The organism is Kitasatospora sp. NPDC056184, assembly GCF_042268405.1.
Classification (GTDB): Bacteria; Actinomycetota; Actinomycetes; order Streptomycetales; family Streptomycetaceae; genus Kitasatospora.
This window is the reverse complement of record NZ_JBHJUI010000011.1, coordinates 246,807-261,778: the sequence shown is the minus strand read 5'-3', so window position 1 is coordinate 261,778 and position 14,972 is coordinate 246,807. Positions and strand designations below refer to the sequence as shown.

Sequence of the window (14,972 nt, the reverse complement as noted above, 5' to 3'; positions counted from 1 at the left end):
CGGGACCGGAGCCCGGACACGCCGAACGGGGGCGGGACCGAAGTCCCGCCCCCGTTCACCGCTCAGGGTGAAAGCCGGTCAGCCGTGGCTCAGCGCCACCACTGGGCCGCCTTCTCGGCGTTGATGATGCCGGCGCCGTAGAAGCCGTTGTCGTCCGCGCCGCCCTCGCAGGTGGCGGTCCACTCGCCGGCGCCGCCCGGGTTGTACGGGGCGGTCGGGCAGGCGTGCGACTCGGCCTGGTTGGTCAGCAGCTCGGTGAGCTCGTCCGCGTTGGCCCACGGGTGGGTGCTGGCGAGCAGCGCGAGCACGCCGGCGGCGTGCGGCGAGGCCATCGAGGTGCCCTGCATGTAGCCGTACCCGCCGCCCGGGATGGTCGACAGCGTGCGGCCGTTCTTGTCCGGGGTGTCCGGGATCTGGTAGCGGCGGTCGCCACCGGGGGCGGCCACGGTGACCTTGCCCTTGCCGTAGCTGGAGTAGTACGACTTCTCGCCGTTGACGCCCACCGCGGAGACCGCGACGACGCCGTCCAGCTCGGTCGGCAGGTTCAGGCAGTCCTGGGTGATCGGGCGCTCGACCGGGGTGGTGTCGTCCGGGCTGGCGACGTCCTTGGTCTTGTGGGCGAGGTCGATGTTCTCGTTGCCCGCGGCGGCGACGTTGAGGACGCCCTTGCGCTGCGAGAACTCGACGGCGCGGCGGACGGCGGTGGTGATCGCCGCCTGGTCGGCGTCGTTCTGGCAGTTGAACATCCACGGGTCGACGAAGTAGCTGTTGTTCGTGACCTTGAACTTGTGCTCACCGGCCCAGACGAAGCCGCAGATGGCGTACTCCGGGTAGATGAAGCCGCCGTCGTCGACGACCTTCACCGCGGCGAGCTTGACGTTCGGGGCGATGCCCTCGATGCCCTTGCCGTTCTTGGCGGCGGCGATGGTGCCGGCCACGTGGGTGCCGTGGGCGCCGTCGACGCCCGGCTGCCAGGCCTCCCAGGCGGTGTTCGGCTTGCCGCCGTCGATGCAGGAGACCGACTGCGAGGCGTCGACGTTGGCGGCGAGGTCCTCGTGGGTGCCGTCGATGCCGGAGTCCAGCACGCCGACGGTGACCTTGTTGCTGCCCAGGGACAGCTTGTGGGCCTTGTCCACGCCGATCTGGCGCATGTCCCACTGGTTGGCCCAGTAGGGCTCCTCGCCCGCGGCGGAGGCGCCGGCCGGAGCGGCGGCGACCTCGGCGGTGCGGTCCTCGGAGGCGGTGATGCCCTTGGTGCGGCTGGCACCGACCGACTCGACGCCCTTGGCCAGCCGCAGCTTGGCGGCGAACTGGGTGTCGGTCGAGCGGGCGATCACCACGCCGATCTGCTCGTAGGAGTACACGACGGTGCCGCCGAGGGAGGTGATCGCCTTCTCGACCTTCTGCACCTGGCCGTGGTTGGCCTTGGTGTTGACGACGTAGCTGAGCAGCGGACCGGTCGTCGACTGCGCCCCGGAGGCGGCGACGGCGGTGCCGGACGGCAGCGCGAGGGCGCCGGCGGTGGCGAGGACGATGCCCACCGCCGCGTACCGGGTCCGGCTGATCCGAGGAACACTCATAGGGGTTGGCCCTCCCGAGTCGTCATGCAGCAGCTGCGGTTGGCAGGTGCACTTGGAATGATCGGGACGTTAGTGAACAAGTGTTGCAATCCGCAAGAGGTAGTCATCTAATCGCCACAAGTTGGTCACCGACGGACGGTATGACTCCGCTTCTGCTGGGCAGGGCCGGGTGACCGGGCGGCCTCAGGGGGCACACGCGCCGGGAGCCACACCCTAGTCAGCCGGGCCGACGGTGGAACAGCCGTCCGGGGCGGCCGGAAGCGGCCAGTGGCGGATCACCGCCAAGCGGCGGCGGCGGACGGTCAGAGCGCGTACAGTCCGCGGGCGTTGTCCGCCGCCACCCGGCGGGCCAGCCGCTCGGCGTCGGCCGCGGTGCACGCGCCGTCGGCGCGCCAGCCGTCCAGCAGGGTGGCGAGGCCGTGCCGGAACTGGGCCGCGCCGACCAGGTACAGCTCGGGCAGGCCGTAGGCGTCGGTGGAGAACAGCAGCTTGCCGAACGGCGCCAGCTCCAGCATCTCCCCGAGCACCGCGGCCGCCCGGGGGCCGACGTAGGAGGTGGTCAGGCCGAGGTCGGTGTACACCAGCGGGAAGGCCTGGGCCAGCCAGGCGGCCTGCCGGTGGTACGGGTAGCCGTGCAGCAGCACCAGCGGGACGCCGCTCGGCTCGGCGGCGCGCACGAAGTCGGCGAGCAGCGACGGGTCGGCGCGGTGCAGGGTGACGTCGGGGTCGCCGAAGCCGGTGTGCAGCTGGAGCGGCAGGCGGAACGCGGCGCAGACCTCCAGGGCGGCCCGGAGCAGTTCGTGCAGCAGCACCGGGTCGGTGAGCCGGCCGCCCCCGGCGCGCTGCCACCCGGCGGCGGCCGCCGCGACCGCGGCCGGGGAGGGCCGCTCGGCGGGCACCGCCAGGCCGCTGCGGTAGGCCACCACGGACTTCACCGCGACGGCGCCGGCCGCGGCCCCGGCCAGTGCCGCGCGGACGGCCCCGGCCCAGGCGCCGGGCGGGGCGGCGACGGCCTCGGCGACCGACTCCAGCCGGACCACCTCGCACACCCGGGCACCGGACGCCTCGGCCAACTCGCCGAGCGGCAGCAGCGGGTGGCCGGCGGCGGTGGCCAGTCCGGTGTCCACCAGGCAGGTGTCCAGGCCGGCCGCGGCCAGCAGCCGGCGGGTCGCCTCCGGGGCGCCGAGCTCGCGCCGCCGGGCGAGGTACTCCTCGGCCGGCGTGTGCGCGGGCAGCCCGAGCGCGGGCGGGCACCAGCGGCGCACGGCGAGGCCGAGCGCGCTGTCGAACGGCGAGGTGCCGGGCGCGGGCGGGCGGTCGGACTCGGTGAGCAGCCCCGCCAGCGCGTCGTCCGCGAGTTCGGCCGTCAGCACGCTGTGGCAGTGGTGGTCGACCAGAGCGGGAACGTCCAGGGCGGGCACGTCCGGCCCGGGCACCGGTCAGTACCGCCAGCGGGTGGCGGCGGCCAGCTCCTCGGGGGTCGCGTCGGCGTACTGCTCGCTCTCGGCCTCCCGGACGGCGAGCACGGCCCCGTACAGCGGCTCGCCGAGCGCCTCGCGCAGCAGGGCGGAGCCGCGGTAGGCGGCGAGCGCCTCGCCCGGTCCGGTGGGCAGCCGGGGCACGGCGCCGGGCGCGGCCTGCGACGGGTCTCCGGTGACCTCCGGTGGCAGCGCCAGCCGTTGGTCCAGCCCGGCGAGGCCGGCGGCGAGCACCCCGCCGATCGCCAGGTAGGGGTTGGCGGTGGCGTCGAAGCACTTGATCTCGGCGTTGGCGGCCGAGGCGCGCTCACCGGTGGAGCCGGTCACCAGGCGCAGCGCGGCCTCCCGGTTCTCCAGGCCCCAGCACCGGTAGGCGCCGGCCCAGTGCGAGGGGACCAGCCGCAGGTAGCCGGCCGGGCTGGAGCAGCCGAGCACCAGCAGCTCGGGCAGCGCGCCGAGCACCCCGGCGAGGAAGCCCTCGGCTTCGGCGGTGAGGCCGTGCGGGCCGGGGCCGCCGTGGGCGAGGTTGCGGCCGTCCCGCCACAGGCTCAGGTGGAGGTGGCCGCCGTTGCCGACCCCGCCGGCCTCGACCGCCGGGGCGAAGGAGACCCGCAGGCCGTGCCGGGCGGAGACGGCGCGGACGGTCTGGCGGATCAGCACCGAGGTGTCGGCGGCCTCGACCGGGCCCTCGGGGGCGACCGAGACCTCGAACTGGCCCGCCGCGTACTCGGGGTGGATCTGGAGCACGGTCAGGCCCTGCTCGCCGAGGGCGCGGAGCACGTCGCGCAGGTAGTCGGAGAGCTCGGTGAGCCGCTGCATGCCGTAGGCCGGGCCGGCCGTCGGGTAGCGGGGCTCCTCCCGGGGCGGGCCGGCCAGCGCGGCCACCCACTCGATCTCGATGCCGGCCTTCAGCGTCAGCCCGCGCGCGGCGGCGGCCGCGACCGTCCGGCGGGCGAAGAGCCGCTGGCAGCCCGGGTGCGGGGCGCCGCCCTGGGTGTAGCGGTCCCCCGGCGCCCAGGCCCAGCCGGGCTGGGCGGCGAGCGGGACGATCCGGTCGACGTCGGGGTACAGCCGCAGGTCCCCGGTGGGGCCGCCGATCAGCGGGCTGGTGACGATGGTGTCGTCGGCGAGGAAGACGTCGAAGCAGGGGGCCGTGCCGATGCCCCACTGGGCGGCGTGCACCAGGCCGCCGAGCGGCACCGCCTTGACCCGGGCGACGCCGGCGTTGTCCACCCAGGTGACGGCGACCGCCTCGACCCCGGCGGTCCGCAGCCGGTCCACCGCCTCCTGGGCGCGCTCCCCGCGCTCGGCCCGGTCGACCCGGGGCGGCGGCACGGCACCGTCCTCGGACCCGGCGGAGGGCTCGGAGGCGGCGGCCGGGCCGGGCCCGGAGGTGGGCTCGGGATGCCCCGCGGTGACGGTTCCGGTGCTCATGGCCCCATGCTGCCCCGCCCCGCCGGGGCGCATAACTCCCCTATCGGGTGGTCCGAACGGACGTCCGTCCACCGCCGTCCCCCGCACGGGTGATCGCCCGCCCGTGAGCGGCGGAAAATCAGCACCCGACCCCCTTCCTACCCGCCAGTAGCTTCGCTACAGTGTCGGCACGCACCACCGTCGGGCTTCGGGAGCCGCACCGACGGGGGCGCCGTCCGCCGTGCGGGACTCGCGCGGAGCGGACGGCGCGTGGCGGTGCGTTCGTCCACCGGTGGGCGCCGCGGATCGCGGCCGCGGCCGGGGCTTCTCCCCTCTGTGTTCAGAGGCCGTTCAGAGTCGCTTCCCACATCGAGCGCCTGAGTACCACGGCACACCCCCAGCATGTCCGGAGCGGACCGGCGGCTGCGCGGTGGCCGCAACCGTCATCCCCCCGCCCCCGCGCGCGGCCCCTCCCCCGCGGGCACGTCCTGCGGAGCGCGCGCGGGCCTTCCATGACAAGGAGTCAGGACAGATGGAGCGTCCCTTCCCCACGGTGGCCGTGGTCGGCCTCGGCACGATGGGTGCCGGTGTCGCGGTCGCGGTCGCGAGGAGCGGCCGCCGGGTGATCGGCATCGAGGCCGACGAGGCCTCGGCCGCCCGGGCGCTGGCCCGGATCGAGGCGGCGACCGCGCGCGCCGTGGCCCGCGAGCGGCTCACCGCCGAGGAGCGGACCGGGCTGCTCGCCCGGATCGCCGTCGGCCACGCGCTGGACGCCGCCGCCGCGGCCGACCTGGTGATCGAGGAGGTCCCCGAGCAGCTGGAGCTGAAGCGGGAGGTCTTCGCCGAGCTGGACCGGATCTGCCCGCCCGGCACGGTGCTGGCCACCGGCACCACCGCGCTGTCGGTCACCCGGATCGCCGCCGCCACCGCCCGCCCGGACCGGGTGCTCGGCCTGCACTTCTTCAACCCCGTGCACTCCATGAAGCTGGTCGAGGTGGTGCGCACCGTGCTCACCGCCCCGCAGGTGGCCGAGGACGCCGCGGCCTTCGCCCGGGACCTCGGCAAGGAGCCGGTGGCGGCCGGCGACCGGGCCGGTTTCGTGGTCAACGGCCTGCTCTTCGCCTACCTCAACCAGGCCGCCGCGATGTACGAGTCCAAGTACGCCACCCGGGAGGACATCGACGCCGCGATGCGGCTCGGCTGCGGCCTGCCGATGGGCCCGCTGGCGCTGCTCGACCTGATCGGCGTGGACACCGCGCGGACCGTCCTGGAGGCGATGTACGAGCAGTCCAAGGACCGGCTGCACGCGCCGGCGCCGATCCTCGGCCAGCTGGTCGCGGCCGGACTGCTCGGCCGCAAGACCGGCCGCGGCTTCTACACCTACGAGGCGCCCGGCTCCTCGACGGCGGTCGACGCCGTCACCGGCCCGGCCGCCGCGAAGGCCCCCGGCCGGGAGGTGCGCAGCGTCGGCGTCTGCGGCTCGGGCACCATGGCCACCGGCATCGCCGAGGTGTTCGCCAAGGCCGGCCTCCCGGTGCTGCTGGCCGCCCGCAGCCCGGAGAAGGCGGAGCGGGCCAAGGCGCAGCTGGCGAAGTCGCTGGAGCGCTCGGTGGCCAAGGGCCGGCTGACCGGGGAGCAGCGGGACGCCGCGCTGGGTCTGGTCACGCCGGTCGGGCAGTACGGCGAGCTGGCCGAGGTGGACCTGGTCGTCGAGGCCGTCGCCGAGGACCTCGCGGTCAAGCGCGAGCTGTTCACCGCCCTGGACGCGGTCGTCAAGCCGGGCGCGGTGCTGGCCACCACCACCTCCTCGCTGCCGGTGGTCGCCTGTGCCTCGGCGACCACGCGGCCGCAGGACGTCATCGGCATGCACTTCTTCAACCCGGCGCCGGCGATGCGGCTGGTGGAGGTGGTCTCCACGGTGCTGACCGCGCCGGACGTCACCGCGACCGTGCTGGAGCTGTGCGCGAAGGTCCGCAAGCACCCGGTGGAGTGCGGGGACCGGGCGGGGTTCATCGTCAACGCGCTGCTCTTCCCCTACCTGAACGACGCGGTGCGGATGCTCCAGGAGCACTACGCGACGGTGGACGACATCGACACCGCGATGAAGCTCGGCTGCGGGTACCCGATGGGCCCCTTCGAGCTGCTGGACGTGGTCGGTCTGGACGTCTCGCTGACCATCGAGCGGGTGCTGCACCAGGAGTTCCGCGAGCCGGGCCTGGCCGCCGCGCCGCTGCTGGAGCACCTGGTCGCGGCCGGCTGCCTGGGCCGCAAGACCGGCCGCGGCTTCCGCGACCACGCGCGCCGGTGACCGCCCCGCCGCCCCACGGGGGCCGGCCCGGCCACCCGCAGTTCCGCCCCGAGCGGGCCGGCTGGGGGCCGGGCGCGGTCTCGGCGCAGTGGCCCAGACCCGCGGTGAGCGGCCCGGTGTCCCCGGTGCGCCGGGGAAGGCCCCCGGCCGCGGCCCCGGGGACGTGTAGCGTTCCGGCCATGGATCGGGTTCAGTCAGTATCCCCGCAGCAATCCGCCCCGGGCCGCGACGGCCGGCCGGCCGGGACCGGCCAGGACGGGGGCCCGGGCGGGGGCCCGGGCGGCCGCCGGGCGGCGGCGCAGCGCCAGCAGATGCGCCAGGACCTGGCCACCGCCGCCATGGAGCTGTTCGCCTCGCAGGGCTACGAGGAGACCACGGTCGACCAGATCGCGGCGGCGGCCGGGGTGGCCCGGCGGACCTTCTTCCGGTACTTCCGGTCCAAGGAGGAGGCGATCTTCCCGGACCACGACGACACCCTGGTCCGGGTGGCCGATCTGCTCGCCAGCGCCGAGCCCGAGGAGCACCCGCTGGACGTGGTCTGCCGGGGCATCAAGGAGGTGCTGCGGATGTACGCCTCCACGCCCGGGGTCTCGGTGGCCCGGTACCAGCTGATCCGTCAGGTGCCGGCGCTGCGCGAGCGGGAGATCGCCGTGGTGGCCCGCTACGAGCGGCTGTTCACCCGCTACCTGCTGGGCCGCTTCGACACCGCCGGGGAGATCCCCTCGGGCTGGCAGCGCGGCGGCGAGGACGACTCGATGCTGGCCGAGGTGTCCGCGGCGGCCGTGGTCGCGGCCCACAACCACGTGCTGCGGCGCTGGCTGCGCGCGGGCGGGCGGGGCGACGTCGAGGCGCAGCTGGACCACTCCTTCGAGGTGATCCGGCGGACCTTCTGGGGGTCCAGTGCGCCTGGGGCCCGTCGCCGTGGTGCGGTGGTGGCACCCGGTGCCAGTGGGACGGAGGGGGAGGCCGCGACGGCGAGCGCACTGAGTGCCAGCCCCGGAGGTGAGGTGCTCATCACAGTCGCCCGGACGGACGCTCCGCTGGACGTCGTGGTGGAGGCCGTGCGGGCCGCCCTGGAGGGTGCCAGACCGGCCTGAGCGCCGACGTTTTCGCAGGTCGAAGCGGTTTTGAGGGCCCGTGTCGAGATGTCGACACGGGCCCTTCGCATGCCCCGGGAAGGCCCTGCGGAGGGGGTCGCGGACCGCCGGAATTGCTGGCACGCGGTGTCTTTACGAGTGGCACAGGGTGCCACTACCTTGTTACCCACCAGTCGCGGCGCCGCGGCTCCCCACCTCGGCGCGCCGTCGTACCGGCGCTCCCCCAACCCCGGGAGCGACCCACCGCAGGACCAGGCCCACCAGCCGCCAGGCCCACCCGCCACTCGGCCCACCAGCCACCACCCACCACCACCCCGTTCAGCGAAGCCGGTGTCCGCTCCCGGCTCCCCCAGACGCCCTGTGCCCTCACACAGGTACGCCTTCGGAGGCAGCCATGAAGGAAATCCTCGACGCGATCCTCAGCCCCGACAGCACCGCGGCGGACTTCGCCCACGTGAAGCTGCCGGAGTCCTACCGGGCGGTCACACTCCACAAGGACGAGGAGCAGATGTTCGCCGGGCTCGACAGCCGCGACAAGGACCCCCGCACGTCCCTCCACCTCGACGAGGTCCCGCTGCCCGAACTGGGCCCGGGGGAGGCCCTGGTCGCCGTGATGGCGAGCGCCGTGAACTACAACACCGTGTGGAGCTCGATCTTCGAGCCGGTCTCCACCTTCGGCTTCCTGGAGCGCTACGGCCGGCTCTCCCCGCTCGCCAAGCGCCACGACCTGCCGTACCACGTCGTCGGCTCCGACCTGGCCGGCGTGGTGCTGCGCACCGGCGCCGGGGTCAACGCCTGGAAGCCGGGCGACGAGGTGGTCGCGCACTGCCTGTCCGTCGAGCTGGAGTCCTCCGACGGCCACAACGACACGATGATGGACCCGGAGCAGCGGATCTGGGGCTTCGAGACCAACTTCGGCGGCCTCGCCCAGCTGGCCCTGGTGAAGACCAACCAGCTGATGCCCAAGCCCGCCCACCTGACCTGGGAGGAGGCCGCCTCCCCCGGCCTGGTCAACTCCACCGCCTACCGCCAGCTGGTCTCGCGCAACGGCGCGGGCATGAAGCAGGGCGACAACGTGCTGATCTGGGGCGCCAGCGGCGGCCTCGGCTCCTACGCCACCCAGTACGCGCTGGCCGGCGGCGCCACCCCGATCTGTGTCGTCTCCAGCCCGCAGAAGGCCGAGATCTGCCGGGCGATGGGCGCCGAGGCGATCATCGACCGCAGCGCCGAGGGCTACCGGTTCTGGAAGGACGAGCAGACCCAGGACCCGCGCGAGTGGAAGCGGCTCGGCGGGCGGATCCGCGAGCTGACCGGCGGCGAGGACGTCGACATCGTCTTCGAGCACCCCGGCCGGGAGACCTTCGGCGCGAGCGTCTACGTCACCCGCAAGGGCGGCACCATCGTCACCTGCGCCTCCACCTCCGGGTTCATGCACCAGTACGACAACCGCTACCTGTGGATGTCGCTCAAGCGGATCGTCGGCTCGCACTTCGCCAACTACCGCGAGGCCTGGGAGGCCAACCGCCTGGTGGCCAAGGGAAAGATCCACCCGACCGTCTCCAAGGTGTACCCGCTGGAGCAGACCGGCCAGGCCGCGCTGGACGTGCACCACAACAAGCACCAGGGCAAGGTCGGCGTGCTCTGCCTGGCCCCCGAGGAGGGCCTGGGCGTGCGCGACCACGAGCTGCGCGCCAGGCACCTGCCGGCGATCAACCTCTTCCGCGAGCTCGACGAGCGGAGCGTCCAGCCCGGCCGGAACATCTGAGGACGATCCGATGACCGATCAGAAGCGCGACCGCCCCTGGCTGATGCGCACCTACGCCGGGCACTCCACGGCCCAGGACTCCAACGCGCTGTACCGGCGGAACCTGGCCAAGGGCCAGACCGGCCTCTCGGTGGCGTTCGACCTGCCGACCCAGACCGGCTACGACTCCGACCACGTCCTCGCCCGCGGCGAGGTCGGCCGGGTCGGCGTGCCGGTCGGCCACGTCGGCGACATGCGGACCCTGTTCGACGGCATCCCGCTCGAACAGACCAACACCTCCATGACCATCAACGCCACCGCGATGTGGCTGCTGGCGCTCTACCAGGTGGTCGCCGAGGAGCAGGGCGCCGACATCGCCAAGCTCACCGGCACCACCCAGAACGACATCGTCAAGGAGTACCTGTCGCGCGGGACGCACGTCTTCCCGCCCGGCCCCTCGGTGCGCCTGATCACCGACATGATCGCCTACACGGTCGGGAACATCCCGAAGTGGAACCCGATCAACATCTGCAGCTACCACCTCCAGGAGGCCGGGGCCACCCCGGTCCAGGAGATCGCCTACGCGATGTGCACGGCGATCGAGGTGCTGGACGCCGTCCGCGACTCCGGCCAGGTGCCGGCCGAGCGGATGGGCGAGGTGGTCGCCCGGATCTCCTTCTTCGTCAACGCCGGCGTGCGGTTCGTCGAGGAGATGTGCAAGATGCGGGCCTTCGGCCGGCTCTGGGAGAAGGTCACCCGCGAGCGGTACGGCATCGAGGACCCCAAGCAGCGCCGGTTCCGCTACGGCGTCCAGGTGAACTCGCTCGGCCTGACCGAGGCGCAGCCGGAGAACAACGTCCAGCGGATCGTGCTGGAGATGCTCGCCGTCACCCTCTCCAAGGACGCCCGCGCCCGTGCCGTCCAGCTGCCCGCCTGGAACGAGGCGCTCGGCCTGCCCCGCCCGTGGGACCAGCAGTGGTCGCTGCGGATCCAGCAGGTGCTCGCCTACGAGTCCGACCTGCTGGAGTACGGGGACCTCTTCAACGGCTCCGAGGTGGTCGAGGCCAAGACCGCCGCGCTGCTGGCCGGCGCCGAGGCCGAGATCGCCAAGGTGCTGGAGATGGGCGGGGTCATCCCGGCCGTCGAGTCCGGCTACCTGAAGTCCAACCTGGTCGCCTCGCACGCGGCCCGGCGGGCCCGGATCGAGTCCGGCGAGGACCGGGTCGTCGGGGTGAACTGCTTCGACACCACCGAGGAGAGCCCGCTCACGGCCGACCTCGACACCGCGATCATGGTCGTCGACCCGGCCTCCGAGCAGTCGGTGCTGACCGCCCTGGACGCCTGGCGCGGGCAGCGCGACGAGGCCGCCGCGCTGCGCGCCCTGGAGGAGCTCAAGACCGTCGCCGCCGGCACCGCCAACCTCGTGCCGGCCACCCTGGCCTGCGCCCGCGCCGGGGTCACCACCGGCGAGTGGGCCTTCGCCCTGCGCGAGGTGTTCGGCGAGTACCGCGCGCCCACCGGCGTCGGCGGCGCCCCGGTCGCGGTCGCGGCCGAGCCCGGCGGCGAACTGGCCGCGGTGCGCGAGGCCGTCGCCGCGACCGCCGCCGAGCTGGGCACCGGCAAGCTGCGCCTGCTGGTCGGCAAGCCCGGCCTGGACGGGCACTCCAACGGGGCCGAGCAGATCGCCGTCCGGGCCCGCGACGCCGGGTTCGAGGTGGTCTACCAGGGCATCCGGCTCACCCCCGAGCAGATCGTCGCGGCCTCCGTCGCCGAGGACGTCCACTGCGTGGGCCTGTCGATCCTCTCCGGCGCCCACTCCGAGCTGGTCCCCGACGTGCTGCACCGGCTGCGCCGGGCCGGGGTGGAGGATGTCCCGGTGATCGTGGGTGGCATCATCCCGGCAGCGGACGGCGAGGCCCTCAGGGCCGCCGGCGTCGCCGCCGTGTTCACCCCGAAGGACTTCGGCATCACGACCATCATCGGCCGGATCGTGGACGAGATCCGGCTGGCCAACAGGCTCCAGCCCTGGACGCCCGCCCCGGCCACGACGACCAGCTGACCCCGGAAGGAACCACCCCCGTGCCCAACGTCAACCGCCTGCGCCCGCGCCGCTCCTGCCTCGCCGTACCCGGCAGCAACCCGCGCTTCCTGGAGAAGGCCCAGGGCCTGCCCGCCGACCAGGTCTTCCTCGACCTGGAGGACGCCTGCGCCCCGCTGGTCAAGGAGAGCGCCCGGCACTCCGTCGTCGACGCCCTGAACAACGGCGACTGGAGCGGCAAGACCCGCGTCGTGCGGGTCAACGACTGGACCACCCACTGGACCTACCGCGACGTGATCACCGTCGTCGAGGGCGCCGGCCCGAACCTCGACTGCATCATGCTGCCCAAGGTCCAGGACGCCGAGCAGGTCAAGGCGCTCGACCTGCTGCTCACCCAGATCGAGAAGACCATGGGCTTCGAGGTCGGCCGGATCGGCATCGAGGCGCAGATCGAGAACGCCAAGGGCCTCATCAACGTCGACGCCATCGCCCAGGCCTCGCCCCGGCTGGAGACCATCATCTTCGGCCCGGCCGACTTCATGGCCTCGATCAACATGAAGTCCCTGGTCGTCGGCGAGCAGCCGCCCGGCTACCCGGCCGACGCCTACCACTACATCCTGATGCGCATCCTGATGGCCGCCCGCGCCCACGACCTCCAGGCGATCGACGGCCCCTACCTCCAGATCCGCAACCAGGAGGGCTACCGCGAGGTGGCCGGCCGCGCCGCCGCGCTGGGCTTCGACGGCAAGTGGGTGCTGCACCCGGACCAGGTCGCCGCCGCCAACGAGATCTTCTCGCCCTCCCAGGAGGACTACGACCACGCCGAGCTGATCCTCGACGCCTACGACTGGTGCACCTCCGAGGCCGGCGGCTTCAAGGGCTCGGCGATGCTCGGCGACGAGATGATCGACGAGGCCAGCCGCAAGATGGCGCTGGTCGTCTCCGGCAAGGGCCGCGCCGCCGGCCTGCGGCGCACCTCCACGTTCGAGCCCCCGAAGGCCTGAGACCCCGAGGATCACTGAGACATGCAGTTCGGACGCACCTACGAGGAGTTCGAGGTCGGCGCGGTGTACAAGCACTGGCCCGGCAAGACGGTCACCGAGTACGACGACCACCTCTTCTGCCTCCTCACCATGAACCACCACCCGCTCCACCTGGACACCAACTACGCGGAGCGGACCACCGACTTCGGCCGCAACGTCGTGGTGGGCAACTACGTCTACTCGCTGCTGCTCGGCATGTCCGTCCCGGACGTCTCCGGCAAGGCGATCGCCAACCTGGAGATCGAGTCGCTGCGGCACGTCGCGCCGACCTTCCACGGCGACACGATCTACGGCGAGACCACCGTGCTCGACAAGTGGCCGTCCAAGTCCAAGGACGACCGCGGCATCGTGTACGTCGAGACCAAGGGCTACAAGCAGGACGGCACGGTCGTCTGCATCTTCCGCCGCAAGGTGATGGTGCCGACCGCGACGTACACCGAGGCGCGCGGCGGGGAGCAGCCCGGCCGCCCGACCCCCCTCGGCTGAGTCCGGTTCCCCCCCTCGCACACCGAGCCCCGGACGGGCCGGCCGCCGTCATCGGCCGCAGCCCCACCCGGTTCACGGGGGCTCCGCGGAAGCCACGCCCGCGGAGCCCCCGTCCACCCTCCCCTTCCTCTTTTCCCCAGTCCTTCCCCCAGCCCTTCCCCCAGGCATGACAGGAGCCGCACGATGGGACGCCTCGCACAGACCGACGGCCTCACCGAGATCCAGCGGGACATCCTCGCCACCGTGCGCGAGTTCGTCGACAAGGAGATCATCCCGGTCGCGACCGAGCTGGAGCACCGGGACGAGTACCCGACCGCGATCGTCGAGGGCATGAAGCAGCTCGGCCTCTTCGGCCTGACCATCCCCGAGGAGTACGGCGGCCTCGGCGAGTCGCTGCTCACCTACGCCCTGGTGGTGGAGGAGATCGCCCGCGGCTGGATGTCCGTCTCCGGCATCGTCAACACCCACTTCATCGTCGCGCACATGATCAACGCGCACGGCACCCAGGAGCAGAAGGACCACTTCCTGCCGAAGATGGCGGCCGGCGAGATCCGCGGCGCCTTCTCGATGTCCGAGCCGGGCCTCGGCTCCGACGTCGCCGCGATCAGCACCAAGGGCGTCAGGTCCCAGGACGGGGAGTTCTACGTCCTCAACGGCCAGAAGATGTGGCTGACCAACGGCGGCACCTCCACCCTGGTCGCGGTGCTGTGCAAGACCGACGAGGGCGGCTCCACCCCCTACAAGAACATGACCACCTTCCTGATCGAGAAGACGCCGGGCTTCGGACCGAACCCGACCGTCCCCGGCCTCACCGTGCCCGGCAAGATCGAGAAGATGGGCTACAAGGGCGTCGACACCACCGAGCTGGTCCTCCAGGACGTCCGCGTCCCGGCCGACCGGATCCTCGGCGGCGTCCCCGGCCGCGGCTTCTACCAGATGATGGACGGCGTCGAGGTCGGCCGCGTCAACGTGGCCGCGCGCGGCTGCGGCGTCGCCCGCCGGGCCTTCGAGCTGGGCATCGCCTACGCCCAGCAGCGCACCACCTTCGGCAAGAGGATCGCCGAGCACCAGGCGATCCAGTTCAAGCTCGCCGAGATGGCCACCAAGGTCGAGGCCGCCCACCAGATGATGGTCATGGCCGCCCGCAAGAAGGACGGCGGCGAGCGCAACGACCTGGAGGCGGGCATGGCCAAGTACCTCGCCTCCGAGTACTGCAAGGAGGTCGTCGAGGACTCCTTCCGGATCCACGGCGGCTACGGCTTCTCCAAGGAGTACGAGATCGAGCGGCTCTACCGGGAGGCCCCGATGCTGCTGATCGGTGAAGGTACTGCGGAGATCCAGAAGATGATCGTCGGGCGCCGCCTGCTGGAGGAGTACCGCATCGCGGAGTGATCCACAGGCCTCGGAAGCCGCCGGTCGACGGGCGTGCGGGCCCGTCCCGGCACCGCGCCGTGCTCCGACCCGGTCGCCTGGTCCGCCCCGGGTCCGGCACGGCCCACCGAAGCGGCCGTAGGGCGTACAGCTGCTGTCACGCGCCCTGCGGCCGCTTCGGCATCCCCTCGGCCGGCCCTCGACCTGCCCCGGGCGGACCGCCCCGAACGGCCGTACGGGCACCGTTGAGACATGAGTCACCAGCTTCGCCGGGTCCCTTGGGAACCGGAGCGGGGCGAGCTACGGTCGTAGGGAAGGGGCGCGACCGCGCCTCCGGCAGGTCACATGACGAGCAGGCGGGTTGCCCACCCACCGTCTGCTCCCGATAGCATCCACCGGGACAGCAGACGTCCC

At 73.0% G+C, this 14,972-nt stretch carries 10 protein-coding genes; 7 read left to right on the top strand and 3 right to left on the bottom strand.

The features are described 5' to 3' along the window. Positions 1-89 precede the first annotated feature (89 nt). The 3 genes from ACFC0B_RS23195 to ACFC0B_RS23185 form a co-directional block, all read right to left on the bottom strand. Positions 90-1,580 (bottom strand): S8 family serine peptidase, encoded by a 1,491-nt coding sequence (locus tag ACFC0B_RS23195; protein ID WP_376088804.1) that lies wholly within the window; start codon positions 1,578-1,580, stop codon positions 90-92. A gap of 302 nt (positions 1,581-1,882) precedes the next feature. Continuing rightward, positions 1,883-3,016 carry an amidohydrolase family protein gene (locus ACFC0B_RS23190; RefSeq protein WP_376088801.1) on the bottom strand — a complete coding sequence of 378 codons (1,134 nt, stop codon included), beginning with the start codon at positions 3,014-3,016 and terminating at the stop codon, positions 1,883-1,885. 3 nt (positions 3,017-3,019) lie between these two features. Beyond that, positions 3,020-4,492: a glutamine synthetase gene (locus ACFC0B_RS23185; RefSeq protein ID WP_376088798.1), complete on the bottom strand. Its 1,473-nt coding sequence runs from the start codon at positions 4,490-4,492 to the stop codon at positions 3,020-3,022. A 511-nt stretch (positions 4,493-5,003) separates the two neighbouring features. Here ACFC0B_RS23185 and ACFC0B_RS23180 point away from each other — a divergent pair. The 7 genes from ACFC0B_RS23180 (at position 5,004) to ACFC0B_RS23150 (ending at position 14,579) form a co-directional block, all read left to right on the top strand. After that, a complete protein-coding gene (locus ACFC0B_RS23180; RefSeq protein WP_376088795.1) occupies positions 5,004-6,779 on the top strand; it encodes a 3-hydroxyacyl-CoA dehydrogenase family protein in 1,776 nt (591 codons plus the stop codon). A 179-nt stretch (positions 6,780-6,958) separates the two neighbouring features. Next, entirely contained in the window at positions 6,959-7,876 is a 918-nt protein-coding gene (locus tag ACFC0B_RS23175; protein WP_376088792.1) for a TetR family transcriptional regulator, read from the top strand. A gap of 394 nt (positions 7,877-8,270) precedes the next feature. Further along, positions 8,271-9,641, top strand: coding sequence for a crotonyl-CoA carboxylase/reductase (ccrA, locus tag ACFC0B_RS23170; protein ID WP_376088789.1), 1,371 nt, complete (start codon positions 8,271-8,273; stop codon positions 9,639-9,641). A gap of 10 nt (positions 9,642-9,651) precedes the next feature. Next, positions 9,652-11,679, top strand: coding sequence for a protein meaA (locus ACFC0B_RS23165; RefSeq protein ID WP_376088786.1), 2,028 nt, complete (start codon positions 9,652-9,654; stop codon positions 11,677-11,679). Next, entirely contained in the window at positions 11,676-12,662 is a 987-nt protein-coding gene (locus ACFC0B_RS23160) for an HpcH/HpaI aldolase/citrate lyase family protein (protein ID WP_376088991.1), read from the top strand. Before ACFC0B_RS23165 ends, ACFC0B_RS23160 begins: the two co-directional genes overlap by 4 nt. A gap of 21 nt (positions 12,663-12,683) precedes the next feature. Further along, positions 12,684-13,187, top strand: a complete 504-nt coding sequence (locus tag ACFC0B_RS23155; RefSeq protein WP_376088783.1) for a MaoC family dehydratase — start codon at positions 12,684-12,686, stop codon at positions 13,185-13,187. Positions 13,188-13,370: 183 nt separating this feature from the next. Then, a complete protein-coding gene (locus tag ACFC0B_RS23150) occupies positions 13,371-14,579 on the top strand; it encodes an acyl-CoA dehydrogenase family protein (protein ID WP_376088780.1) in 1,209 nt (402 codons plus the stop codon). Positions 14,580-14,972: the final 393 nt, after the last annotated feature.

What these genes read in the sequence shown, in the direction of transcription:
- ACFC0B_RS23195 (WP_376088804.1), bottom strand. Translation starts at nt 1,580, where the DNA reads ATGAGTGTTCCTCGGATCAGCCGGACCCGGTACGCGGCGGTGGGCATC.
- ACFC0B_RS23185 (WP_376088798.1), bottom strand. Translation starts at nt 4,492, where the DNA reads ATGAGCACCGGAACCGTCACCGCGGGGCATCCCGAGCCCACCTCCGGG.
- ACFC0B_RS23180 (WP_376088795.1), top strand. Translation starts at nt 5,004, where the DNA reads ATGGAGCGTCCCTTCCCCACGGTGGCCGTGGTCGGCCTCGGCACGATG.
- ACFC0B_RS23175 (WP_376088792.1), top strand. Translation starts at nt 6,959, where the DNA reads ATGGATCGGGTTCAGTCAGTATCCCCGCAGCAATCCGCCCCGGGCCGC.
- ccrA (WP_376088789.1), top strand. Translation starts at nt 8,271, where the DNA reads ATGAAGGAAATCCTCGACGCGATCCTCAGCCCCGACAGCACCGCGGCG.
- ACFC0B_RS23165 (WP_376088786.1), top strand. Translation starts at nt 9,652, where the DNA reads ATGACCGATCAGAAGCGCGACCGCCCCTGGCTGATGCGCACCTACGCC.
- ACFC0B_RS23155 (WP_376088783.1), top strand. Translation starts at nt 12,684, where the DNA reads ATGCAGTTCGGACGCACCTACGAGGAGTTCGAGGTCGGCGCGGTGTAC.
- ACFC0B_RS23150 (WP_376088780.1), top strand. Translation starts at nt 13,371, where the DNA reads ATGGGACGCCTCGCACAGACCGACGGCCTCACCGAGATCCAGCGGGAC.